The sequence below is a fragment of the Streptomyces sp. 184 genome, assembly GCF_045781775.1.
GTDB lineage: Bacteria > Actinomycetota > Actinomycetes > Streptomycetales > Streptomycetaceae > Streptomyces.
In genome coordinates this window covers 7,429,007-7,451,988 of sequence record NZ_CP123230.1, presented here as the reverse complement: position 1 = coordinate 7,451,988, position 22,982 = coordinate 7,429,007, and the positions used below count along the sequence as shown (strand labels likewise).

Below are 22,982 nucleotides of genomic sequence, written 5' to 3'. Positions count from 1 at the left end.
GGCGTAATACGTGGCGTATTACGCTGGTCTCATGACCGTACAGACCATTAGTTTCCGCCCGGACGCCACCACGCGCCGTGAACTCGACGCGCTGGCGAGCATGCGCGACGTGACGGTGTCCGACGCCATAAGGCAGGCAGTGCACGAGGCGTACGTTCGCGAGCAGTACCGCCAGGCGGCGGCGGAGGTGCAGGAGTGGCGCCTGGACCCGGCATACGCGGCGGAGGCGGCCGCGGTGCGGGAGGAGATGGACGACCTGCGTGCGTGGTGACATCTACCGCCTGCGCGCGCCGAAGCAACGGGTGGGGCACGAGCAGCGGGGCATGCGGTACGGGGTCGTGCTTCAGACGGAGGCGCTGGCGACATCGACGCTCGTCGTGGCGCCCACGTCGACGAGCGCGCGGCCCGGGCTCATCCACCCGCGGGTGGAGATGGCCGGTACGGACACGGTGGTGCTGGTCGAGCAGATGGCGGCGGTGGACCCGGGGCGGCTGGGGGACTTCGCGGGGCGGGTGGAGCCGGCGGAGTGGGAGGACATCGAACACGCGGTCCGGCTGGTGCTGGGGCTGTTGTAGGGGCGGGCGGCGCGGGGTGCGGTCGGGCGTACGGCACGGGGGCCGGGTGCGTACGTCGGTGGCCTTCGGGGGGCCGGTGCTTGTCATAGGGGCGGCCTACCCTTGGGCGGGTGTGCGGAGGATGTACGCCACGCCCCCGTCCCCCTGCTACGCCCCCGGGCCCGACGTCGACTCCCTCACCTGGAGCGACGTTCGCAGCACCACCGTCTGGAGCGGCCGTTCCGTCCCCGCGATGCGCTCCTGTAGCAGCCCCGCCGCCGTCCACCCCAGGTCGTACGACGGCAACTGCACCGTCGACAGCGGCGGGCGGACCAGCGACGCCCACGGGACGTCGCCGAAGGACAGCACCCCGGTGCGCGGCGGCTCCGTGCCCGCCTCCCGTAGGGCCTCAAGGGCGCCCACCGTCATGAGGTTGTTCGCCACGAACACCGCGTCCGGCGGCTCCGGCAGCGCCAGCAGGTCCGCCATCGCCGCCCGGCCGCCCTCGACCCGGAAGTCGGCGTGCCGTACGTACTCCGGCGGCAGTGCCCCGCCGTCCGTCTCGCGCAGGTGGTCGCGCATGACCGCGCGGTAGCCCGCGAGCCGGTCGTCGGACGTGGACGCGCCCTCCGGGCCCGCGATGCACGCGATCCGGTGGTAGCCGCTGCGCAGCAGGTGGGCGGTGGCCTCTTCGCCGCCGTGCTGGTTGTCGACCATCACCGCGTCCACGGACGCCCCCCGCGGGCGCCGGTCCACGGCGACCACCGGCATGCCGCGGCCCTCCAGCACCGACAGGTCCGTGCGGTTCCGCGAGGCCACGGCCACGATCACGCCCGCCATCTGCTCGGCCGCGGCGATCTCCAGGTAGCGCCGTTCCTTGTCCACGTCCTCGTCGGTGTTGCACAGCACCACCGACAGGTTGGTCTGCTGCGCCGCGTCCTCCACACCCCGCGCGAGCGAGGTGAAGAAGGGGTTCTCGATGTCCGGGATGATCAGCCCGATGACGCTGGCCCGCTGCATCCGCAGCGACCGTGCCACGCGGTTCGGCGAGAAGCCCAGTTCCGCCGCGGTCTTGCGGACGCGCTCGGCTCGCTCGGCCGTGACCCGGCCCCCGTTGAAGACCCGGGAGACTGTGGCCGGCGAGACCCCCGCGGCGCGGGCCACATCGTTGATGGTCGTCACTTGTCCGCTACCTGAACCTCTCACGCAGGCGCGGGAGTCGGCCGCGCGTCCGGTGCCCTGCCCGCCATTCTCCGCCAGTGCGGGGCCCCGTTGAGCCGCGGCGGGACATCGGATACGCGCATCCGGCGGCCCCGCGGTGCGGCCCGCGGCGCGGTCCCGGCATCGGGTCGGGTGCGTGGACGGGTCGGCGTGGACGGTGTTTTCCACGGTCTCGTACGGACCTCTTGACACCGTCTTGCGTGAACTCTACGTTCGCGTGAAATGGATTTCAAGGGATTTCCGGTGGGGTCGCCTCACGTCACCGGGATCTCTCTCAGTTGCTGCGCGCATTTGGGAGGACCCTTCCCCGACCCCGTACGAAAACGATTTCACGAACCGATTTCACCACGGAGCGTCCATGAGCACCACGTTCGGCCTGGATGACCTCGCCCGTACGACCCCCGCCCTCACCCGCTCGATCAGCGCCGAGAACCCCACCGGCGCCAAGGGTGCGGGCGGTGCCGCCACCGAGGGCACCGGCGCCCGGGCCGCGAGCCGGCTCGGCCGGGGGTGGAAGATCTCCCCGAGCATCGACATCGCCGCCGGCGAGACCGCCGTGCTCGCAGAGATCGACGGGCCGGGCACCATACGCCACCTCTGGTGCACCACCGCCCCGCACGCCGCCTGGCGGCAGACCCTGCTGCGCGTCTACTGGGACGGCGAACGGACCCCCGCCGTCGAGGTGCCGCTCGGCGACTTCTTCTGCAACGGCTGGAGCGTCTTCAGCCAGGTCTCCTCCGTGCCCGTGACCGTCGCCCCCAACGGCGGCTTCAACGCCTACTGGCCCATGCCGTTCCGCCGCGGCGCCCGCGTCACGCTGGAGAACCTCGCCCCCGAGCAGATGACGCTCTACTACCAGATCGACTACGAGCTGGCAGACGTCCCCGCCGACGCCTCCTACCTCCACGCCCAGTGGCGCCGCAGCAACCCCGTGGACGAGTCCTCCGTCCACACCCTCCTCGACGGCGTCACCGGCGCCGGCCAGTACGTCGGCACGTACCTCGCCTGGGGCACCAACAGCCCCGGCTGGTGGGGCGAGGGAGAGCTGAAGTTCTTCCTCGACGGCGACGAGGACTGGCCCACCATCTGCGGCACCGGCACCGAGGACTACTTCGGCGGCGCCTGGAACTTCGACGTCAAGCCGCACGGCTACACCGCGTACACGACGCCCTATCTGGGCCTGAACCAGATCCTGCGGCCCGACGGGCTCTACGCCAGCCAGCAGCGGTTCGGGATGTACCGCTGGCACGTCCTGGACCCCGTCCGCTTCCAAGAAGACCTCCGCGTGACCGTGCAGTGCCTCGGCATCGGCGCCGGCCAGGGCAACGGCCTCAAGCACCGCTACCGGAAGAACCGCGACGACATCGCCTCGACCTCACTGTTCTACCTCGACGCACCGTCGAGCGCATCCCTGCCGGCAACTCCCGGCCTGCTGGACCTGGAAGTCGACGCCCCCGACTGACCTCCCCGTACGAACCCTCGGGCCCGGGCACGACGAGCCCCCGGCCCCCCGACAGCACCCACCCGACAGACAGGGGCAACGACATGCTCCAGCACGGCAACGGCGCCGTACCCGCCCGCGGCGCCCCCTCGCGCCGCCGCTTCCTCGGCGGCACGGCGGGCGTCGCCGCGGCGACCGCGGCCACGGCCGCCGCCACCCCGCTGCTCAGCGGCTGCGGCGGGTCCGCGAGCGCCGGCGGCACGCTGAAGTTCTGGCACTTCTACGACCCGAAGGCGTCCGACCCCGCGATGGTCGCCCAGTCCAAGTGGTTCGACCGGCTCATCAAGGACTGGAACGACACCCACGACGTCACGATCGAGCCGTACTTCGTCCCCGGCGTCAGCTACCAGGGCTCGAAGATGGTCACCGCCTTCGCCTCCGGCGCCGGACCCGACATCTTCCTGCTCAGCCCCGGCGACTTCACCCGCTACTACAACGGCGGCATCCTCGCCGACCTCACCCCGCACCTCGACGACGGCGTGATCGAGGACTACGGCACGAGCCTGACCAGCCGCACCGTAGACGGCAAGGTCTACGCCCTCCCCATGGAGGTCGAGCCGCTGGCCATGTTCTACAACGTCCCCGTCTGGGAGAAGGCCGGCCTCTCCGAGGCCGACATCCCCGTCACCTGGGACCAGCTCCTCGACACCGGCGACCGGATCCGCAGCAGGACCGGCGCGGCCGGCCTGGTCTTCCACACCGACCCCGGCTACTACCAGAACTTCACCTGGTACTGCTGGATGTGGCAGGGCGGCGGCGAGGTCGTCGACAAGTCCGGCAACGTCGTCTTCGACTCCAAGGGCGCCCGCCAGGCCCTCGCGCTCTGGCAGGACGCGATCGAGGCCGGCATCGCGCCCCGTACGCTGCCCGCCGCCGACGACCGCATCACCGCCTTCACCTCGAACCTCGCCGGCATGTGGCAGATCGGCGTCTGGGAGGTCCAGGCGTTCAAGGCGGGCGCTCCCAAGCACGAGTACGGGGTCTTCAAGCTGCCCGTGCCGCCCGGCGGCGAGTACACCACCACCCTCGGCGGCTGGTCGTTCTGCGCCAGCACCCAGGGCGCCAGCCCCGACGCCGCCGCCGAGTTCTGCGGCTGGGCGCTCGGCCGGATGTCGGACGAGTCCATCGACCGCACCGTCGAGTGGTGCACGGGCGTGAAGTCCGACATCTCCCCGCGCACCTCCGCGCTGGAGCGCGGCGCCGAGCAGGGCGGCTACGACTCCTGGGCGATGAAGAAGTTCAAGGAGGAGATCTTCCCCGGCGGCCGGGCCGAGCCGCGCTACCCGCCGATCGTCTACAAGGCGATCTCCGACGCCGTCCAGGCCACCATGCTCGCCGGCAAGGGCGTGGCCGGCGAGGCCGACCGGGCCGCCCAGACCATCGACGCCTTCATGAAGAGCTACCAGGGGGCGAGCCTGATATGACGAGCATCGCCACACCGCAGCGCGCACCCGGCGCCGCCGCGAAGCGGGCCGCCGCCCCCGCGGGCCGCCGCCGGCTCGGCCGCAAGGGCCGCGAGCGGCTGGCCGCGACGCTGTTCCTGCTGCCCGACGGGCTCGGCCTGGGGATCTTCGTGGTCCTGCCGATGCTGCTGTCGTTCGTGCTGAGCTTCTTCCAGGTCTCGGGCTTCGGCTCGTACGAGTGGATCGGCGTCGGCAACTACGAGCGCATGTTCAACGACCCGTACTTCTGGTCCTCGATGGGGGTCACCGCGAAGTACGTCGTCGTCCTGGTGCCGACGCTCTTCGTGGTCAGCCTCGGGCTCGGCGTGCTGATGAAGCAGATGCTGCCCGGCATGTCGGTCTACCGCACCGCGCTCTTCCTGCCCCACATGCTGAGCCTGGTCGTCGTCGGCCTGCTGTGGAAGTTCATGCTGGACGACCAGACCGGCGTGGTGAACAAGGCCACCGGCGAGGTGGGCATGGGCGCCCGCTCCTGGCTGGGCGATCCCGACCTCGCGCTGTACGCGGTGATCGCGGTCACGGTCTGGTACTACATGGGCTACTACATGATTATTTTCCTGGCGGGTCTCAACGAGATCCCCCGGGAGCTGTACGAGGCCGCGAAGATCGACGGCGCCGGGCCCTGGACCTCGTTCCGGCAGATCACCTGGCCGCTGCTCAAGCCCACCAGCTTCTTCGTCCTCATCGTCAGCACGGTCGCCGCCATCACGGGCACCTTCGACCTCATCTTCGTGCTGACCGACGGCGGTCCCGCCAACGGCACGGCCGTGGCGATGTTCTACATCTACCAACAGGCGTTCGTCTTCGGCGAGTACGGCTACGCCGCGGCCCTGGGCTCCTTCCTCGTCGTGGTGATGGTCGCCCTGTCCTGGCTGATCTTCAAGGCGACCAAGGGCGGGAGGTTCGACGATGAGCAGTGACACCCTGGCCGACGGCACCACCGCCGCCCGCCCCACCCCGCTGCGCGGCCCCGGCCGCCGCCGCGCCCGTGCCGGGCTCACGGTCCTGGCCATCGTGCTGTCGGTGCTGAGCGTCTTCCCGATCCTGTGGCTGATCACCTCGGCGTTCAAGCCGCGCGAGGCCGTCACGGACGGCAAGCTGGTCCCCGAGGACGTCACCTGGGAGAACTTCCGCTACGTCCTCACCGAGGTGGCCTTCGACCGCTGGCTGTGGAACAGCTTCTTCACCGCCGCGATCATCACCATCGTCGCGCTCTTCTTCCACTCGATGGCCGCGTACGCCCTCGCCCGGCTGCGCTTCCCCGGCCGCGACGGCATCTTCGTCGTCATCTTCTCCACGCTGCTGATCACCCCGCCGGTGATCCTCATCCCGCTGTTCATCGTGGTCCGCGAGCTGGGCATGCTCGACAGCTACGCGGCCCTGATCATCCCGCCGCTCTTCAACGCCTTCGGCATCTTCCTGCTGCGGCAGTTCTACCTCGGCATCCCGCGGGAGCTGGAGGAGGCGGCGATCGCCGACGGCGCCGGCTACTGGCGGATCTACTGGAGCATCATCCTGCCGCTGTCCCGGCCGATCCTGGCCGCGCTGTCGGTGTTCTTCTTTCTCGCCAACTGGAACGCCTTCGCCTGGCCGCTGGTCGCCACCAGCAGCGAGAACCTGACGGTCACCCAGGTCGGCATCGCGTCCTTCACCACCCAGTACGGCTCGAACTGGAACTACATCCTCGCCGCCGCGGTGGTCGCGGTGATCCCCATGCTGATGCTCTTCCTCTTCTTCCAGCGCCAGATGGTCGAGTCCATCAAGACCTCCGGCCTCAAGTAACGCCCCCGCGCCCCCGCGACCCACGTACGCGCGCATCGCCCCACGCACGCGCATCGCCCGACGTACGCGCATCTCCACAACCGCACGCAATTGGAGGCCAGCCACATGGCACGCATCGGTCTGCTGTCCATCTCCGACGGCCGGGACTACGTCCAGCGGGACGTACGCGACCACGTCTCCCGCGCCGCGCGCGAGCTGGCGGCCATGCTCGGCGACGCCGGGCACGAGGTGATCGTCGCGCCCGAGCACGTGGAGTCCAACGTCCTCGCCACCTCCCAGGCCCGCTGGCTCGCAGAGCGGCACGTGGACGTGACGATCTTCCACCACTCGGTGTGGACGTTCCCGCACTTCACCATGCTGGCCGCGGAGTCCACCCCGGGACCGATCCTGATGGTCGCCAACCTCGACCCGCAGTTCCCCGGCATGGTCGGCCTCCTCGCCGGCGCCGGCGGCCTGGACCAGATCGGCCGCGTCCACGCCCGCGCCTGGGGCGACCTGGCCGAGCCGGACGTACGGAACCGGATCCTCACCCACGTCCGCGCGGGCGCCGCGGTGCAGCAGTTGCGCGGCTCCACCTTCGGCCGGATCGGCGGCCGGCCCATGGGCATGTACACCGCCACCGCCAACACCGACCAGTGGATGAAGGTCTTCGGCGTGGACGTCGAGGAGATCGACCAGTGGGAGATCGTCCGGCGCAGCGAGAACGCCGACGCCGCGCGGGTGAAGAACGCCCGCACCTGGATCGAGCGGCACGCGGCCGGCGTCCACTACGACGGCGACCGGCTCACCCCCGAGCTGCTGGAGCGGCAGATCCGCGCGTACTACGCGATGCGCGAGCTGATCGAGGAGTGGAACCTCGACTTCTCCGGCATCAAGGGCCAGCCGGAGCTGACGGCGAACTTCGCCACGATGGACGTCGCCGAGGCGTTCCTCAACGACCCGTACGACTGGGAGGGCCCCAAGGACACCCATGTCACCTCCACCGAGGCGGACATGGACGCGGCGCTGACGATGCAGGTGCTCAAGCTGCTCTCCGGCGACCCCGTGCTCTTCGCCGACGTGCGGCATTACCACACCGACAAGCAGGTCTGGGACCTGTGCAACTCCGGCCAGCACGCCACCTGGTACGCGGCCCGCTCCGACGACCCCGCCGAGAACATGCGGCACGTCAACTTCCTGCCGGAGGTCTTCTACTTCCCGGCCGGCGGCGCGTCCGTCCAGCACCTCGCCGCCCCCGGCGCCATGACCTTCGCCCGGCTCACCCGGCTGAACGGCGAGTACCGGATGCACGTGATGCGCGGCGAGCTGGAGACGTACGACGCGGAGACCAACGAGCGCATGATGCGCGCCTCCACCTGGGAGTGGCCGCACGCCTTCGCCCGGCTGAACGCCACGGCGGAGGAGTTCCTCACCCGCTTCGGCAGCAACCACATCCACGCGGTCCCCGGCGACTACGTCGCCGACCTCCGCGCGGTCTGCGACCAGCTCGGCATCGCGTACGACGGCTTCGGCGACTGCCGGTAGCCATGGCCGACCACGCAGGCGCAGCGCCCCTGCTGGCGATGCGCAAGATCGCCAAGTCCTTCCCCGGCGTGCGGGCCCTGAAGGGGGTCGAGCTGACCGTGCACGCCGGGGAGGTGGTCGCGCTCCTCGGCGAGAACGGCGCGGGCAAGTCGACGCTCATGAACGTCCTCGCCGGGGTGCACCCCGACTACGAGGGCGTCATCGAGCGGGACGGCGTGCCCGCCGCCATCCACTCGCCGAGGGACGCGCAGCGGCACGGCATCGGGATGATCCACCAGGAGCTGAACCTCGTCCCGGAGCTGTCCGTCGCCGAGAACGTCTTCCTCGGCCGCGAGCTGCGCACCGCCCGCGGCACCGTCGACAAGAAGGCCCAGGAGGCCCGCGCCCGCGACCTGCTCGCGGGCCTGGGCCTGGCCGTGCCGCCGCGGCGGCTGGTCAAGCACTGCCGGCTGGCGGAGCAGCAGCTCATCGAGGTGGCGAAGGCACTCAACCTCGACGTCCGGTTACTCGTCATGGACGAGCCGACGTCGGCGCTCGCCGACGCCGAGGTACGGCGCCTGTTCACCGTCATCCGCGACCTGACCGCGCGCGGCGTCGGCGTCGTCTACATCTCCCACCGCCTTGAGGAGCTGGAGGAGATCGCCGACGCCGTCACCGTGCTGCGCGACGGCGCGTACGTCGGCACCCGCCGGATGGCCGAGACCACCAGGGCCGAGCTGGTCCGGCTCATGGTCGGCCGCCCGCTCGGCGAGCTGTTCCCGCGCCGCGCCGAGCAGCACCGCGGCGGGGAGGTCCGGCTCGCCGCCGAGGGGCTGACGTACGTCTCGCAGGACGGCGGCCCGTCGCTGTACGGCGTGGACGTGTCCGTACGGGCCGGGGAGATCGTCGGGCTCGCCGGGCTGATGGGCGCCGGGCGCAGCGAGGTGCTCCAGGCGCTCTTCGGCCACTACGGCGCCCGGGCGCACGGCCGGATGACCGTGGACGGCAGCCCGTACCGCCCGCGCAGCCCCGGCCACGCCATCCGCCGCGGCCTCGCGCTCGTCGCCGAGGACCGCAAGGGGCAGAGCCTGGTCACGGCCAACACCGTGCGGTTCAACGGCTCGCTCGCCGCCCTGGCCCGCTACCGCAACCCGTGGCGGACGGTGAACAGGCGCCGCGAACGGGCCGCGGTCGCCGGGCAGATCGAGGCGCTGAAGGTGAAGACGCCCGGCATGGAGACCGCCGTGGAGCATCTGTCCGGCGGCAACCAGCAGAAGGTCGTCCTCGCCAAGTGCCTGCTGACCAGGCCCAGCGTGCTGCTGATGGACGAGCCGACGCGCGGCATCGACGTCGGCGCGAAGGCCGAGATCCACCGGCTCATGGACGAACTGGCCGCGCAGGGCACCGCGATCCTCGCGGTCTCCTCCGAGCTGCCCGAGCTGATCGGCATGTGCGACCGGGTGCTGGTGCTCTGCGAGGGCCGGCTGACCGGCGAGTTCCACCGTGATCCGGCGCGCGGACCGCAGGCGGACCAGGAGGCCATCCTCACCGCGGCGATGGCGCGCGAGACCGTCACCACCCACCACCTTCGAGGAACGCGGAGATGACGCGGAGATGACCAGGACAGCACAGCCGGACGGGGCCGCCGCCGGCGACGGCGGCGCGAACGGCCCGGGCGGCGGCAAGGGCGCGGACGGGCCGGGTGGCGCGGGCGGCGCGAAGGGCGCGGGCGGCGCGGGCGGCTCAGACGGCGCCGGTGGCCCGGACGGCGCGGGCGCGGTGTCGCGGGCCCGGCGGATCCTGCCGGTGCTCGGCTCGCTTCAGGCGTACATCGGCCTGATCCTCATCGTCGCCATCGGCGTGATCACCAAGGGCGACGTCTTCCTCAACCAGACCAACCTGACCAACGCCGTGGGCGCGTTCGCCACCCGCGGCATCCTCGCGGTCGGCGTCACGCTGGTCATCCTGGCGGCGGGCATCGACCTGTCCGTCGGCTCGCTGATGGGCTTCGCCTCGATGTCCGCGGCCATCATGGTGGCCCACCACGACATGCCCGTCTGGCTGATCGTGCCCGCGTGCATGCTCATCGGCGCCGGCTTCGGCCTGGCCAACGGCATCGGCACCGCCTGGCTGAAGATCCAATCGTTTGTCATGACTCTGGCGATGATGTCGATCGCCAGAGGGCTCGACCGGAAGATGAGCGACAACGAGTCGGTCGGCACCCTCGTCGCCGGCCCGGACGGCGAACTCACCGAGAACTCCGAGTCGTTCCAGAAGCTCGGCACCCCCGACAACAACGTCCTCGAAGGCATCCTCGGCCCGGACGGCATCTACTTCCCCGTCCTCGCCTTCCTCATGGTCTGCGTCGTCTTCCACCTCCTGCTCTCCCGCACCACCTTCGGCCGGCACATCTACGCCGTCGGCGGCAACCCCACCGCCGCCCGGCTCTCCGGCATCAACGTCACCTTCGTCATCATCGCCGTCTTCACCCTCTCCGGGATGCTCGCCGGCTTCGCCGGCCCCATCGACGCGGCGTACAGCGTCTCCGCCGACCCCCAGGCCGGCTACACGTACGAACTCGACGCCATCGCCGCCGCCGTCATCGGCGGCGCCTCGCTCGCCGGCGGCAAGGGCACGATCATCGGCACCTTCGTCGGCGCGCTGATCCTCACCCTGCTCGACAACGTCCTCGGCCTGAACGCCGTCGACGACAACTGGCAGTTGGTCATCAAGGGCTCGATCGTCGTCCTTGCGGTCGTGCTGCAACGCCCCGACCTGCTCCAGAGCATCAAGAACGGCATCGACAGGCTACGCGGCGGCCGATCCCGTACGGGCCCCGGCCGCACCCCCAAGGCCCCCGTCCCCGGCCCCGCACCCGCACCCGCCGCAGAGGAGACTCCACGATGAGCAGCAGCACGAGCACGAGCAGCACCAGCCCCAGCAGCACCCCCCGTATGCTCCGCCGAGCGCTGACCGCCGCCACCGCCGTGCTCGCCGCCACCGCGCTGGCCGCCGGCTGCGCCTCCAAGACCGAGAAGGGCGGCGGCAGCGAGAAGGGCGCGGGCGACGAGTTCGTCATCGGCTACTCGCAGGCCAACAACGCCGAGCCGTACCGCGCCCAGCTCAACAAGCAACTTGAGCACTACGTCAAGGAGTACCCGAACCTCAAGCTGCTGCCGATCGCCGACGCCCAGCAGGACAACGCGCAGCAGGTCAGCCAGATCCAGCAGTTCGTCCAGCAGAAGGTCGACATCCTCATCGTCTCGCCGAACGAGCCCGCCCCCGTCACCCCCGCGGTCGAGCAGGCGTGCGCCGCAGACATCCCCGTCATCATCCTCGACCGCACCGTCGACACCGACTGCTACACCTCCTTCATCGGCGGCGACAACTACGAGATCGGCAAGAAGGCCGGCGAAGCCGTCGTCCGCGAGCTGCCGGACGGCGGCAACGTCGCCGAACTGCGCGGCCTGCTCTCCACCGAGCCGCAGAAGCAGCGCCACGACGGCTTCATGGAGGCCATCGGAGCGAACCCCGACATCGAGGTCGTCGAGGAGCGCGAGGGCAAGTGGCTCCAGCCCGAGGGCACGAAGATCATGCAGCAGTGGCTCGCCCGCGGCACCGACATCGACCTCGTCTACGCCCACAACGACCCGATGGCCATCGGCGCCCAGCAGGCGGCGAAGGCCGCGGGCAAGGACGAGATCGCGTTCATCGGCATCGACGGCCTCGCCATCCCGGACGGCGGCATCCGCGCCGTACAGCAGGAGCGGATGGCGTACACCTACCTCTACCCGACCGGCGCGGAAGAGGCCGCGAAGACCGCCGCCGACATCGCCGCGGGCGAGAAGGTGGAGAAGAAGCAGACCCTCGGCACGGTGGAGATCACCGCGGAGAACGCCGAGGAGATCTACGCCAAGTACGACATGAGCGGGAAGGTCGACTGACAACCATGGGGCTCCTCCTCGGCATCGACATCGGCACCTCGTCGTCCAAGGGCGTGCTCGTCCGCGGCGACGGCACGCTCGTCGCCCAGGCCGTACGCGAACACGCCACCGCCACCCCGCGGCCCGGCTGGGTCGAGCACGATGCCGAGGAGGTGTGGTGGGCCGACTTCACCGCACTGACCGCGGAACTGACGGCCTCGGCCGCCGAAGGGATCGACGCCGTGGGCGTCAGCGGCATCGGCCCCTGCCTCCTCCCCGTGGACGAAGCCGGCACCCCGCTGCGCCCCGCGATCCTCTACGGCGTCGACACGCGCGCCGGCGCCGAGATCGAGGCGCAGACCGCCCGCTACGGCGGTGCCGACGGACAAGCAGTCATCGCCCGGTGCGGCTCCCCGCTGACCAGCCAGGCCGTGGGCCCCAAGCTGGAATGGCTGCGGCGGCACGAGCCGGAGGTCTACGCCCGTACCCGCCGCTGGTACATGGCCAGTTCGCTGCTCGCCCACCGGCTCACCGGCGCGTACGTCCTGGACCACCACTCCGCGAGCCAGTGCACGCCGCTGTACGACCTGCGCGAGCGGCGCTGGATCGCCGAGCGGTGCGAGGAGATCGCGCCGGGCCTGGAGTGGCCCGAACTGGTCTGGCCCGCCGACGTCGTCGGCGAGGTCACCCCCGCCGCCGCTGCCGCCACCGGCCTGCCCGCCGGGATCCCCGTCGTCGCCGGCACGGTCGACGCCTGGGCGGAATCCACGGCGGTCGGCGCCACCGGCGCCGGCGACCTGATGCTGATGTACGGCACGACGATGTTCCTGGTGAACGTCGTCGAACAGCCGGTCTCCAGCCCGAAGCTGTGGGGCACGGCGGGCGCCTTCGCCGGCACGTACTGCCTCGCCGCAGGCATGGCCACCTCCGGCGCCGTCACCGGCTGGCTGCGCGACCTCACCGGCTCCGACTACGCCACCCTCGTCGCCGAGGCCGCCGCCGTCCCGCCGGGCGCCGAAGGGCTGCTGATGCTCCCGTACTTCGCGGGCGAACGCACCCCCCTCTTCGACCCCGACGCCCGCGGCCTCATCCACGGCCTCACCCTCCGCCACACCCGCGGCCACCTCTACCGCGCCGCCCTGGAGGCCACCGCGTACGGCGTCCGCCACAACCTCGCCGCGATGACCGAGGCCGGCGGCGCCCCGGCCCGCCTCGTCGCGGTCGGCGGCGGCGCCCGCGAACTGTGGACGCAGATCGTCTCCGACGTCACCGGCCGGGAGCAGCAGATCCCCCGCCACCTCGTCGGCGCCGCGTACGGTGACGCATTCCTTGCCGCCGTCGGCGCCGGCACGGCGGCCCCGCCGGACATCTCGGCGTGGAACCCGGTCGAGTCGACGGTGACCCCGAACCCCGCCGCGGCCGGCGTCTACGAACAGCTCTACGCCCACTACCTGGACCTCTATCCGGCGACGAAGGACGTGGCCCACGCACTGGCCGCCCGCCAGCACGCGGACGCATGACCGGGGGGCGGGGGAGATCTCTATCACGTGTCTGTGACTGCATGGTTGCCTTCCCGCCATCGAAGACGCGACCATGCTTCGCTAATCTCATCGGGGCACAACGGGGGCAGGTGGCTCCCCTCCCACATGCGACGGAGGGAAAGACCGCACCATGAACGCGCGTAGGGCACGCACGGGGGCCGCGGCAGCGGCTGCGGCGATGGCGGCCGCGCTGCTGCTGGCCGGCTGCGGCGGTGACGACGGGGGTTCGTCGTCCGGCGACAAGATCGAGGGCGCGCAGTCGGGCAACGAGGACCCGAGCACCGAGCCGTCCGCCGACGACCCCGACGCCCCGGAGTTCGACCTCCCGGACGATGTGGAGGTCGAGATCGCCGAGGACGAGACGGGCGACAAGAAGAAGGACGAGGTGCTGCGTTACCACGGCTACGCGCTGATGGCGCAGCAGGAGGCGTACGCCGCGACCGAGGCGACCCCGAACTTCACGAAGTTCTGGGACGACGTCGCCGCCGGCAAGCTGACGAACGACTTCAGCACGTACCGCAAGGACGGCATCACCATCACCGGCCTCGACCGCTTCTACTTCCGCGAGGTCGTCTCGATCGACGGGACCACGGCCGTCGTGGCCGCCTGCGAGGACCAGAGCAAGGCGTACGTGAAGGACGTGGAGACCGGGAAGGTCGAGAAGACCGAGACGACGCTCAAGTCGTACATCGACCTCCGCTCGACCATGGAGAAGACCGCCGACGGCTGGAAGGTCGTCGACTACACCGCGACAAGGGGGAGCGAGGAATGCCGCGACAAGGCCTGAGCACCCGATCCGTGCGCGTCGCCACGACCGTCGCACTGGCCTGCGGGCTGGCGCTGGCGACCGCGGGACAGGCGTCGGCAGACCGGCCCAGCGGGGGCACCACCTACGACCCCTCCGGCGGCAGCAGCCCCGGCGCCGGGTTCTCCTTCAGGTACAGCAGCCCCGGCAGCGGCGGCACGCCGATGCAGAGCTCGAACGCGAACTGGTCGCCGCCGCCGTGCTGGTACGCGCCGACGTACACCAACGACAGCCTCGACAAGCACAACGAGGAACTGCACGAGGACCCGACCTCCGGCGTCCGCGGCGACGTCCTGGAGCGCCGCAAGGAAGAGACCGAGGAGAAGCGGAAGAGCGGCGAGGAGGGCATGTGGTGGGAGCGCAAGCCCGATGACGCCGCCCTGCTGCCCCGCGAGTGCAACCTCGGCGAGTGGATCGTCTGGGTGGAGGAGGGCGACCCCGACCCGCCCGAGGGCGCGGTCGACCCCGAGATTCTCGCCGGCTTCGCCTACGAGCGCATGAAGCTCCCGGCGCCGCCCATCGACCTCAAGCCGGACCCCGACCGCAACGTCGTCAACCTGCCGACCAAGATCGAGTTCAGCGAGGCCCTCCAGCGCGAGTGGGTCACCGCCAACTACGACAACGCCGAGGCGAACGTCCACATCGCCGCCACCACCGTCGCCCAGCCGGTCTCGCTGCGCATCGAGGCGGGCACCGAGTATGCCGAACCGAACGCCTGCGAGTACCGGCTCACCGGGGGCGGCGACGGCGGCTACCAGGTCAACAGCGACGACGCGGGCTGCAACATCACGTACCGCAAGTCCTCCGGCGAAGGCACGTACCCGCTGCGGGCCGAGATCGTCTGGGAGGTCTCCTGGAACGCCACCGACAACCCCGACGGGCCCCCGGAGGGCGACCCGGAACTGCCGAACGGGCTGTCGGTGTTCGAGCAGGACGTAACGGTCAAGGAGATCCAGACGGTCGTCCGCTGACCTCGTTCTTTATGCTCGTTGAGGCGCCCCTGGCCGGAGAGGCCGGGGGCGCCTCGCTCGTCTGCCGAACAAAGGACACCGCGTTGCGCAAGCTCGTCTACTACATCGCCGCCACCGTCGACGGCTTCATCGCCGGCCCGGACGGCGCCGACCCCACCGGCCCCGCCGGCTTCTGGCCGCTGCCCGCGGACTACGTCCAGTACCTCGTCGCGCACTACCCGGAGACCCTGCCCGTCATGGCCCGCGAGGCGCTGGGCGTCACGGCGGAGGGCACGCACTTCGACACGGTGCTGGAGGGTCGCAAGTCGTACGAGATCGGGCTGGCGGTCGGCGTCCCCGACGCGTACCCGCACCTGCGCCACCTGGTCTTCTCCACGACCCTGGGGGAGAGCCCGGCCGAGGCGGTCGAGGTGGTCGCGGGAGACCCGGTCAAGCGGGTGGCGGAGCTGAAGAGCGAGGCGGGCAAGGACATCTGGCTCATCGGCGGCGGCACGCTGGCGGGCGCGCTGTACGGGGAGATCGACCGGCTGATCATCAAGCTGGGCCCGCTGACGACGGGCGCGGGCATCCCGCTCTTCGGCCGCGAGGCGGCGTTCGACCCGCGGGTGTGGCGGCTGACGGGACACGAGGTGACGGAGAGCGGGGCGGTGTTCCTGACGTACGACAGATGAGGTGACGGGGCAGCGGGGAGGCGGTGACGCGGCCCGCGGCCGGCGACCCGTGGCCCGCGAACGGTGGTCCGTGGGCGGTGGCCCGCGAACGGTGGCTCGTGGACCGGCACGCCGACGGTTGTCAGAGGTGGCTGGCAGGATCGAGTCCATGGCCCACACCCGTACCACCCCGCCGCGGCCGGCCGACGTCTCCGTGCTCTTCCCCGGGCTGGCCCCGCTGGCCCGCGCGGCGATCCGGCTGCACCCCCGCCCCGGATCCCCGTCGCCGCAGGACAGCTCGGTCGGCGGCCCGCTGCTGTGGCCCGCCGCGGAGCCCTGGCCGCACTGCGAGCTGTGGCACGAGGGGGTCGACGGGCCGATCGCCATGGTGCCCGTGCTCCAGTTGCACGTGCGTGACGTACCCCTGCTGCAACCGCCCGGGCGGGCAGATCTGCTCCAGGTGTTGTGCTGCACGTTCGAGCACCCGCCGGAGTACAAGCCGCCGACCGCGCTCGTCTGGCGCTCCGCCGCAGAGGTCACCGACGTCCTCGCGGCACCGCCCGAGCCGCACGCGGTCGAGTACGACTCCTACATACCGAAGCCGTGCGTGCTCGCGCCGGAGGAGATCACCGAGTATCCCGACCTGCTGGCGGTGGACAAGGAGACGCACCAGCAGCTCGCCGACTGGAACACGTGGCGGTCGGCCGGGGTGGAGGTGGACGGTTCGTATGAGATCGCCCCGCAGGAGTTCTACGGGAACGAGCTGTCCGTCGCCCCAGGCTGGAAGGTCGGCGGCTGGCCTTCGTGGGGCCTCACCGACCCCGTCGCCCGCTTCTGCATCGCCTGCGGCGCCGAGATGAGCCCGCTGGTGACCATCGCCTCGAACGAATGGGACGCTTCCAGCCACGGCTGGGTCCCGTACGAGGACCGCGAACTCGCCGCACTCCGCAACGCCGCGGCGGCGAACCCGCCGGGCGTCACGGTCTCCCGGGGCAACCACCTCCAGCTCTACGTCTGCCCGGACCACCCGTACCACCCGCACACCGATCTGATCCAGTAACCCCGCACGGGCGGGGAACGACCGGGAATCAGCCCGTTGACGAAGTCCTTGACGGGACCACCCCCGCGTATGCGGGGACCACGTCAAGGTCCTGCTCTACCGGGCCGGAACGTTCGGACCAACCCCGCATGTGCGGGGAGCGCTGCGCCTGGGCGGCGCGCTTCGGCGGGGGCAGGGGACCAACCCCGCATGTGCGGGGAGCGCTGGGAGGGCAGCACGCTGTCCGAGCGGCGCCGGGGACCAACCCCGCATGTGCGGGGAGCGCCCCTTGCCGAACTTCGCCGCCATCTCGTCGGCGGGACCAACCCCGCATGTGCGGGGAGCGCCCTTTGCGACCTGCGGCTTTCTCCTGCCATTGCTTGCGTTTCCGTCACTTGTGCCGATCTGCGCATACCCGGCGATAATCCGTGCAAGCCAATGACTCTCTGCGATTGCCGCAAGGTGCATGCGGCTGCCTCCGCATCATCGAACCTGGCTTCAGTACTTCGGGTCGCACGCTTCCTGCTCGGCAGGCGAACAGTCACCGCCGTCCGAAGCAGGCTTGCAGTCAGGGTCACACGCGCTCACGTCCGACCGGAAGGGAACCCGCCGCAGCGCCGCGGCCCACGGCTCGCCGCCGAGGACCACGGCCCACTCTTGCTCACGTAGGTTGCCGGTGTGGCGTCCGCGCCGACCCCGGGCAGCGAAGCTCTGCCGAGGCGCCGCGTCCGGTCCGTGCGGATCTTCGTCACGCCGAGCGCTTCGAGTTCGCGTCGGGCCTCGTTCACGCGCTGGCTGGGGAGGACTTCGACGATGCCGACGCGCAGGGGGATGCCCTGCCGCAGCGCCTCGACGATGTGCGCCCGGGTGCGCTTGTGGCTCCCCGCGCGCGTCGTGATCGCGTCGTGCTCCTCGGCGTCCAGCGGGCTGCTGCGGAGCCGTCAGGCGGCGGCCAGCGCCCTGGGGAGTGGGGTGGCGTGGAGGATGGTGAGGCCTGAGACTGCGCGGGTGAGGCAGACGTAGAGCCGGCGGAGCCCTGTTCGTTCGTCCGGTTCGCCCGCGACGATCGCCGCCGGGTCGTCCAGCACCACGTAGTCGTACTCCAGGCCCTTCGCCAGCGACGCCGGTACCAGCGTCAGCCGTGCCTCCGCCGTCGTCTCCTCACCCGGCGACAGAAACGACAACCCCGCCGCGTCCAGAGCCGCCCCCAGCGCGGCCACCCGGCCGTCCGCCGCGATCAGCCCCACCGAGCCCTCCCGGTTTCGCAGCACCGACCCGCACGCCTCCGCCACCGCCCCGTCGAGCGCTGCCCCCGGTACCGCCCGTACCGCCAGGTCGCCCGCCGATTCCCTGATCGACGTCGCCTCCGCCAGCCCCGGCGCGATGGACGGCAGCAGCCGTGACGCGTAGGCGATCACCTCGCGCGGCACCCGGAAGCCCTGCGTCAGCTCCTCCACCACCGCCCCCGGCTTCCCGAGGTGCTCCAGCGCCACGCCCCAGCTCTCCGTCGCCCACGGCGTCGTCCCCTGCGCGATGTCCCCCAGCACCGTCGCCGACCCCGTCGAGCAGCGCCGCCCCACCGCCCGGTACTGCATCGGCGACAGGTCCTGCGCCTCGTCCAGCACCACGTGCCCCAGCGACGGCGTCCGCTCCACCACGTCCCGCGCCTCGTCGATCAGCACCGCGTCCGCCGCCGACCACCGCGCCGACCGCACCCCCCGCGGCGCCTTCTCCCACAGCAGCAACCGCTGCTCCGCCTCGTCGAGGATCCCGTCCGCCTGCGCGGCGAGGAAGTCGGCGTCCGACAGCAGCCGCAGTACGAGCTTCTCCGGATCCACCGCCGGCCACACCGTCTTCACCACCGCCTTGACCGCCGCGTTCCGCGCCACCGCGTCCTGCACCCGGTCGTCCGGCGCCTCGCCCGCACGCTCCATCCGTACGAGCACCGCGTGCGCGATCCGCTGAGGCAGCGCCTCCCGCGCCGCCCCGTACCGGATGTCGCGCTCCAGCAGTTCCCGTACCAGCTCCTCCACCTCGTACGCGGGCACCCGCCACCGCCGCGACCCGCGCACCACCACGACCGGCTCCGTCGGCATCGTCACTCCGGCGCGCACCGCCCGCCGCAGCACCGCCGCCATCCGCGCGTCGCCCTTGAGCCGCGCCACCGGCGCCGGATCCGCCCCCCGCACCTCCACGTGCGCGACCAGCTCCGCCACCGTCGCCTGCTTGACGTCCAGCTCGCCCAGCGTCGGAAGCACCTGCTCGATGTAGCGCAGGAACGAGTCGTTCGGCCCGATCACCAGCGTTCCCGTGCGCGCCAGCCGCTCCCGGTGCGTGTACAGCAGATACGCGACCCGGTGCAGCCCCACCGCCGTCTTCCCCGTCCCCGGCGCCCCCTGCACGCACACGGTGCCGCCGATCTCGGCCCGTACGATCGCGTCCTGCTCCGGCTGGATCGTCGCCACGATGTCCCGCATCGGCCCGACGCGCGGCCGCTCGATCTCCCGCTGGAGCAGGGCGCTCGACTTCGCCGCCTCGGCCGGGTCGGTCAGATGCTCGTCCTCGTACGCCGTGATCTCCCCGCGGTCGTACCCGAACCGCCGCCGCAGCACCACATCCATGGGCTCCTTCTTCGACGCCCGGTAGAACGGCTGCGACACCGGCGCCCGCCAGTCGATCACCATCGGGTCCCCGTCGGCGTCGTGCACGTGCCGCCGCCCGATGTAGAAGTTCTCGCCGGGTGCGCCTTCCTTCGCGTAGTCGAGGCGCCCGAAGAAGAGCGGGGTGTCGGCGAGGTCGGCGAGTGCCTTGATCCGCTGGTCGATCTCGGATTGCAGCACCTCGGCGCTGACCCAGCTCGCGGTCACGTCGGTGAGGTCCAGCGCCTCGGCGTCGGCGCGCATGGCGCGCAGCGCGGTACGGGAGGCGGCGAGGTGGGCGCGCTCGCGGACGAGCGGGGTGGGGACGAGGGGTGCGGGGGTGGCGGATTCGGGCATGGGGGCGGACATGGTGGTACGAGCCTCCGGCGGCTGGCGGTACGCGGCGGTACGGTCACGGGCGTGGCGTAGGCCGCCGGTTTCCGACCGGCGGGCGGCACTCCCGGCACGCCAGAACGGCCGGTGAGGCGGGGGCAGACGCGCGAGCATACGCGCGGGGTGCGGACCGGTCCAACGAATTTCTTCGCCTGGGTCGAATGGCCGGTACTGCGCTGGCCTCCGGGCGTAATGGCGCAGTTGTCTGTACGCCGACAAGTGTTCGCGACTCTACGAACCCGAAGGAGCCCGCGCCATGCGAAGAACCCGGTTATCCGCCGCCCTGGCCGCCCTCACCCTGACCGCCGCCCTGGGCGCCACGGCCACGGCCACCGCCACCGCCGCCGCCCCGGAACCCCCGACCGCGGCGCCCTTCTGCGCCAAGGGGTACGTCTGCGTCGAGCAGGGCTTCGGCATCGTCACCCTCGTCCCGGAGGGCAACCGCCACGAATTCGACCCGCCCGTGCGCATCGTGTCGGTGGTCAACAGCACGAGCACCGGGTACTGCCTGACGGGCACGTACAACACCGGCGTCGCTCCCGGCGGCACCTTCGAACCGCGGGTCGCGTACTCCCTGCGCTGGCTCACACCGTCGCCCGGGGGCATCTGCTCCACGACGGACGGCTGACGCCGGTGGTCGGTCCCCGGGCCCTCTCCGGGGACCTACCGCAGGAGAGACCGCTCGGTGGGCGCCAGCCGCAGCCGTTGTGGGGCCATCGCCGACCGTTCCGAGAGGGCCGGCAGGTCAGGCCGCCTCGGCGTTCAGGCGGCGGGGAACTCCTCGCGCTTGACGGCGGCGACGAAGGCGTCCCAGGCGGTGGGGGTGAAGGCCAGTCGGGGGCCTTCGGGGTCCTTTGAGTCGCGCACGGGGACGGCGGCGGGGGTGGTGGCCACCTCGATGCAGTTGCCGCCGTTCGCGTCGCTGTGGCTGCTCTTGCGCCAGTCGGCGGCCACCTCGATGCAGTTGCCACCGTTGTCGTGGCTGTAGCTGCTCTTACGCCACACGATCATGCCCGTATCCCTCCATGAACTCGCCAATAAGGGTGGCGGATTCGCGGGCGGACAGAGAATCCGCCCGGAGCACATCATATGTCCGGAGTTGGTACTCGTAGACCGTCGGATTCGCGCTGAAGTGACCTCGGTCGAGTGCCTCGGCGTACGCCCATTTTTGGTCGTCGGGCAGCGTGATGAGTGACATGGAGCCGCGCGGGCGGACGAGTTCCGGCCGGTCAGCCGGGGCGACCTGGATCTGGATGTTGTTTCGTTTCCCCACGCTCAGAAGGTGCTCGCCTTGCCCACGCATGACCTCCGGTGCACCGACAACGTTGCGCAGGCAACTCTCGTCCAAGACGACGACGTAGAACGGACCTTCCGTCGAGAGGAACCTCTGCTGGCGGCTGAGCCTGGCTCGTACGCGCTCCTCGACCTTCTCCTCGTCGTGGATGACGCGAGCGAACAAGGTGCGCGCGTACTGCTCGCTCTGAAGCAGGCCGGGTACGACCCCTTCCTGGTACTCGCGTAGGGACACACAGTCTGATTCCATCTGCGCTCGTCGTTCGAACCAGTTGGGATGCTCGACATCCGGGTACCAGTCGACCTTCAGCCAGAGTCGCGCTAACAGTCCGTTACCGCCCAGCACTTCGTCGCACTTCGCCGCGAACGTGTCCGGCGGCACGCTCGTACCCGTCTCGACCCTCGCGACGTACGACCGGTCGCAAGGGATGAGCTTCGCCAGCTCCACCTGTGTCATGCCTGCTGCCTCGCGCAGGTACTTCAGCACGTCACCGAACATCTCGGCCGTCGTGCCGGTCGCGCGATGGGTGGCGTTCCGTGGGGTCATGTCTGCCTCCCAGTTCAGGTCACGTCTGTAACGTGCCGGGCCTTGCTCTCGGCCACTCCGCTCCGAAAGCCTTTCACCACGCAGCGTAACCGAGCGCTACGACAATACAGCCGTAAATCCCAAAGTGTCACTGTAATTCTGGAGTTGATGTGGATGGCCGAGCATGGAGCATGCGGTTCGGAGGGGATGGCGCGCGAGTGGTCGATGGGGTACGTGATGGCGCACCGGTCCGTGCCGCTGGTGCGGGTGCACGTGCGGCGGCAGTTGGCGCTGTGGGCGTGGGGTGGGGACGCGCAGGATGCGCAGGACGCGGCGGTCGTGGTGTCGGAGTTGGTGACGAACGCGATCCAGTACGGGCGGCGGGTCGGCCGGCGGGTGTGGGTGCGGCTGGCGGTACGGGAGGACGGGTCGCTGGTGATCGACGTATCGGACCCGCAGACGACGTTGCCGCCGCGGGTGCTGGATCCGTCGCCTCCGGGGCCGGAGGACGAGCGGGGGAGAGGGTTGTTCCTGTCGCGCGGGCTGGGGGCGGAGCTGTCGTGGTTCCCGCGTGAGTTCGCCGGCAAGACCGTACGGGCGACGCTGGAGCCGAGGCCGGTGGCCGGGCGGGCGGGGGACGGGGAAGTCGGGGAAACCCTGAGACTTTCGTAGGGGTGCGGCTGGCTCTTGGGTCGTAGATCGGGGGCGGTGCGGTTCCGCCCGCGGGCCGAGGTTTTCGCAGGTGGATCCCGGCAGGCTGGAAGCATGAGCAGCGCTTCCATCGCCCCGCCGCGCGGGGCAGCAGACACCCGGCGGGCCGCCGAAGCCCCGCACCCCGACAGCCCGCGCATCGCGAAGGTGGCCGCGCGTGCGACGCGACACCGCCTCCACACCGCGTGGCGGGCGATCACCGCCTTCGGTGGTGCGGTGGTCTCGGTGGTCGTCCTGGGGGAGTACGCGGACGGCTGACGGGGTCGGTCGCTCGGCGAACGTTCCGCACCTTCTACGGCAGGCGATCTGCGTCGGCCTTGACCCCCGGCCGCGTACGCCCGGTTCCGCTCCTGGCTCCCGGAAGCGGCGCTGAGGCCACCGCCGGGTCAGAGAACGGCGGAACGTGGGGTGGGCCGGTGGCCGGAGGGCCTGCGAGGGGAGTAGCCGTGACGTGTGGGCTCCCCCCG

The 22,982-nt window shown here is 71.0% G+C and carries 22 protein-coding genes; 18 read left to right on the top strand and 4 right to left on the bottom strand.

The genetic code is table 11. The features are described 5' to 3' along the window. The first annotated feature begins 31 nt into the window (after window positions 1-31). Window positions 32-271, top strand: coding sequence for a ribbon-helix-helix protein, CopG family (locus QBL21_RS31670; protein ID WP_407565655.1), 240 nt, complete (start codon window positions 32-34; stop codon window positions 269-271). Then, window positions 261-575, top strand: coding sequence for a type II toxin-antitoxin system PemK/MazF family toxin (locus tag QBL21_RS31665; RefSeq protein ID WP_407565654.1), 315 nt, complete (start codon window positions 261-263; stop codon window positions 573-575). The genes QBL21_RS31670 and QBL21_RS31665 overlap by 11 nt, the downstream gene beginning before the upstream one ends. Window positions 576-722: 147 nt before the next feature. On the opposite strand, the gene QBL21_RS31660 is transcribed toward QBL21_RS31665, so the two are convergent. Next, complete coding sequence (locus QBL21_RS31660; RefSeq protein WP_407565653.1) at window positions 723-1,736, bottom strand: LacI family DNA-binding transcriptional regulator; 1,014 nt, start codon at window positions 1,734-1,736, stop codon at window positions 723-725. 397 nt (window positions 1,737-2,133) lie between these two features. Between QBL21_RS31660 and QBL21_RS31655 the strand changes: the two genes are divergently transcribed. The 13 genes from QBL21_RS31655 to QBL21_RS31595 all read left to right on the top strand — a co-directional run bounded on the left by QBL21_RS31655 (window position 2,134) and on the right by QBL21_RS31595 (window position 16,974). Then, window positions 2,134-3,237 (top strand): glycoside hydrolase family 172 protein, encoded by a 1,104-nt coding sequence (locus QBL21_RS31655; RefSeq protein WP_407565652.1) that lies wholly within the window; start codon window positions 2,134-2,136, stop codon window positions 3,235-3,237. 83 nt (window positions 3,238-3,320) lie between these two features. Further along, complete coding sequence (locus QBL21_RS31650; RefSeq protein ID WP_407565651.1) at window positions 3,321-4,700, top strand: ABC transporter substrate-binding protein; 1,380 nt, start codon at window positions 3,321-3,323, stop codon at window positions 4,698-4,700. Then, window positions 4,697-5,659 carry a carbohydrate ABC transporter permease gene (locus QBL21_RS31645; RefSeq protein WP_407565650.1) on the top strand — a complete coding sequence of 321 codons (963 nt, stop codon included), beginning with the start codon at window positions 4,697-4,699 and terminating at the stop codon, window positions 5,657-5,659. Before QBL21_RS31650 ends, QBL21_RS31645 begins: the two co-directional genes overlap by 4 nt. After that, window positions 5,649-6,521: a carbohydrate ABC transporter permease gene (locus tag QBL21_RS31640; RefSeq protein ID WP_407565649.1), complete on the top strand. Its 873-nt coding sequence runs from the start codon at window positions 5,649-5,651 to the stop codon at window positions 6,519-6,521. The genes QBL21_RS31645 and QBL21_RS31640 overlap by 11 nt, the downstream gene beginning before the upstream one ends. 105 nt (window positions 6,522-6,626) lie before the next feature. Beyond that, window positions 6,627-8,045, top strand: coding sequence for an L-fucose/L-arabinose isomerase family protein (locus tag QBL21_RS31635; protein ID WP_407565648.1), 1,419 nt, complete (start codon window positions 6,627-6,629; stop codon window positions 8,043-8,045). A gap of 2 nt (window positions 8,046-8,047) precedes the next feature. Next, window positions 8,048-9,631, top strand: a complete 1,584-nt coding sequence (locus tag QBL21_RS31630; protein WP_407565647.1) for a sugar ABC transporter ATP-binding protein — start codon at window positions 8,048-8,050, stop codon at window positions 9,629-9,631. Between the two features lie 7 nt (window positions 9,632-9,638). Next, window positions 9,639-10,931 (top strand): ABC transporter permease, encoded by a 1,293-nt coding sequence (locus tag QBL21_RS31625; RefSeq protein ID WP_407565646.1) that lies wholly within the window; start codon window positions 9,639-9,641, stop codon window positions 10,929-10,931. Next, window positions 10,928-11,968, top strand: coding sequence for a substrate-binding domain-containing protein (locus QBL21_RS31620; RefSeq protein ID WP_407565645.1), 1,041 nt, complete (start codon window positions 10,928-10,930; stop codon window positions 11,966-11,968). Before QBL21_RS31625 ends, QBL21_RS31620 begins: the two co-directional genes overlap by 4 nt. Before the next feature lie 5 nt (window positions 11,969-11,973). After that, complete coding sequence (locus QBL21_RS31615) at window positions 11,974-13,467, top strand: FGGY-family carbohydrate kinase (RefSeq protein ID WP_407565644.1); 1,494 nt, start codon at window positions 11,974-11,976, stop codon at window positions 13,465-13,467. Between the two features lie 151 nt (window positions 13,468-13,618). Next, the gene (locus QBL21_RS31610) at window positions 13,619-14,275 is read left to right on the top strand and encodes a hypothetical protein (RefSeq protein WP_407565643.1); all 657 of its coding nucleotides are present in this window, start codon (window positions 13,619-13,621) and stop codon (window positions 14,273-14,275) included. Then, a complete protein-coding gene (locus QBL21_RS31605) occupies window positions 14,257-15,264 on the top strand; it encodes a hypothetical protein (protein WP_407565642.1) in 1,008 nt (335 codons plus the stop codon). Before QBL21_RS31610 ends, QBL21_RS31605 begins: the two co-directional genes overlap by 19 nt. Window positions 15,265-15,347: 83 nt before the next feature. Then, a complete protein-coding gene (locus QBL21_RS31600) occupies window positions 15,348-15,935 on the top strand; it encodes a dihydrofolate reductase family protein (RefSeq protein WP_407566634.1) in 588 nt (195 codons plus the stop codon). Between the two features lie 148 nt (window positions 15,936-16,083). Continuing rightward, a complete protein-coding gene (locus QBL21_RS31595; protein ID WP_407565641.1) occupies window positions 16,084-16,974 on the top strand; it encodes a hypothetical protein in 891 nt (296 codons plus the stop codon). Between the two features lie 920 nt (window positions 16,975-17,894). On the opposite strand, the gene QBL21_RS31590 is transcribed toward QBL21_RS31595, so the two are convergent. After that, the gene (locus QBL21_RS31590; RefSeq protein WP_407565640.1) at window positions 17,895-19,949 is read right to left on the bottom strand and encodes a HelD family protein; all 2,055 of its coding nucleotides are present in this window, start codon (window positions 19,947-19,949) and stop codon (window positions 17,895-17,897) included. A gap of 292 nt (window positions 19,950-20,241) precedes the next feature. On the opposite strand from QBL21_RS31590, the gene QBL21_RS31585 reads away from it, so the two are divergent. Further along, window positions 20,242-20,613: a hypothetical protein gene (locus QBL21_RS31585; RefSeq protein WP_407565639.1), complete on the top strand. Its 372-nt coding sequence runs from the start codon at window positions 20,242-20,244 to the stop codon at window positions 20,611-20,613. Between the two features lie 134 nt (window positions 20,614-20,747). Here QBL21_RS31585 and QBL21_RS31580 read toward each other — a convergent pair whose 3' ends face one another. Beyond that, entirely contained in the window at window positions 20,748-20,996 is a 249-nt protein-coding gene (locus tag QBL21_RS31580) for a DUF397 domain-containing protein (protein WP_407565638.1), read from the bottom strand. Beyond that, complete coding sequence (locus QBL21_RS31575) at window positions 20,980-21,825, bottom strand: Scr1 family TA system antitoxin-like transcriptional regulator (protein ID WP_407565637.1); 846 nt, start codon at window positions 21,823-21,825, stop codon at window positions 20,980-20,982. The genes QBL21_RS31580 and QBL21_RS31575 overlap by 17 nt, the downstream gene beginning before the upstream one ends. A 153-nt stretch (window positions 21,826-21,978) precedes the next feature. Between QBL21_RS31575 and QBL21_RS31570 the strand changes: the two genes are divergently transcribed. Both QBL21_RS31570 and QBL21_RS31565 read left to right on the top strand, forming a co-directional pair. After that, complete coding sequence (locus tag QBL21_RS31570; protein WP_407565636.1) at window positions 21,979-22,476, top strand: ATP-binding protein; 498 nt, start codon at window positions 21,979-21,981, stop codon at window positions 22,474-22,476. Window positions 22,477-22,569: 93 nt separating this feature from the next. Next, entirely contained in the window at window positions 22,570-22,773 is a 204-nt protein-coding gene (locus QBL21_RS31565) for a hypothetical protein (RefSeq protein ID WP_407565635.1), read from the top strand. Window positions 22,774-22,982 lie beyond the last annotated feature (209 nt).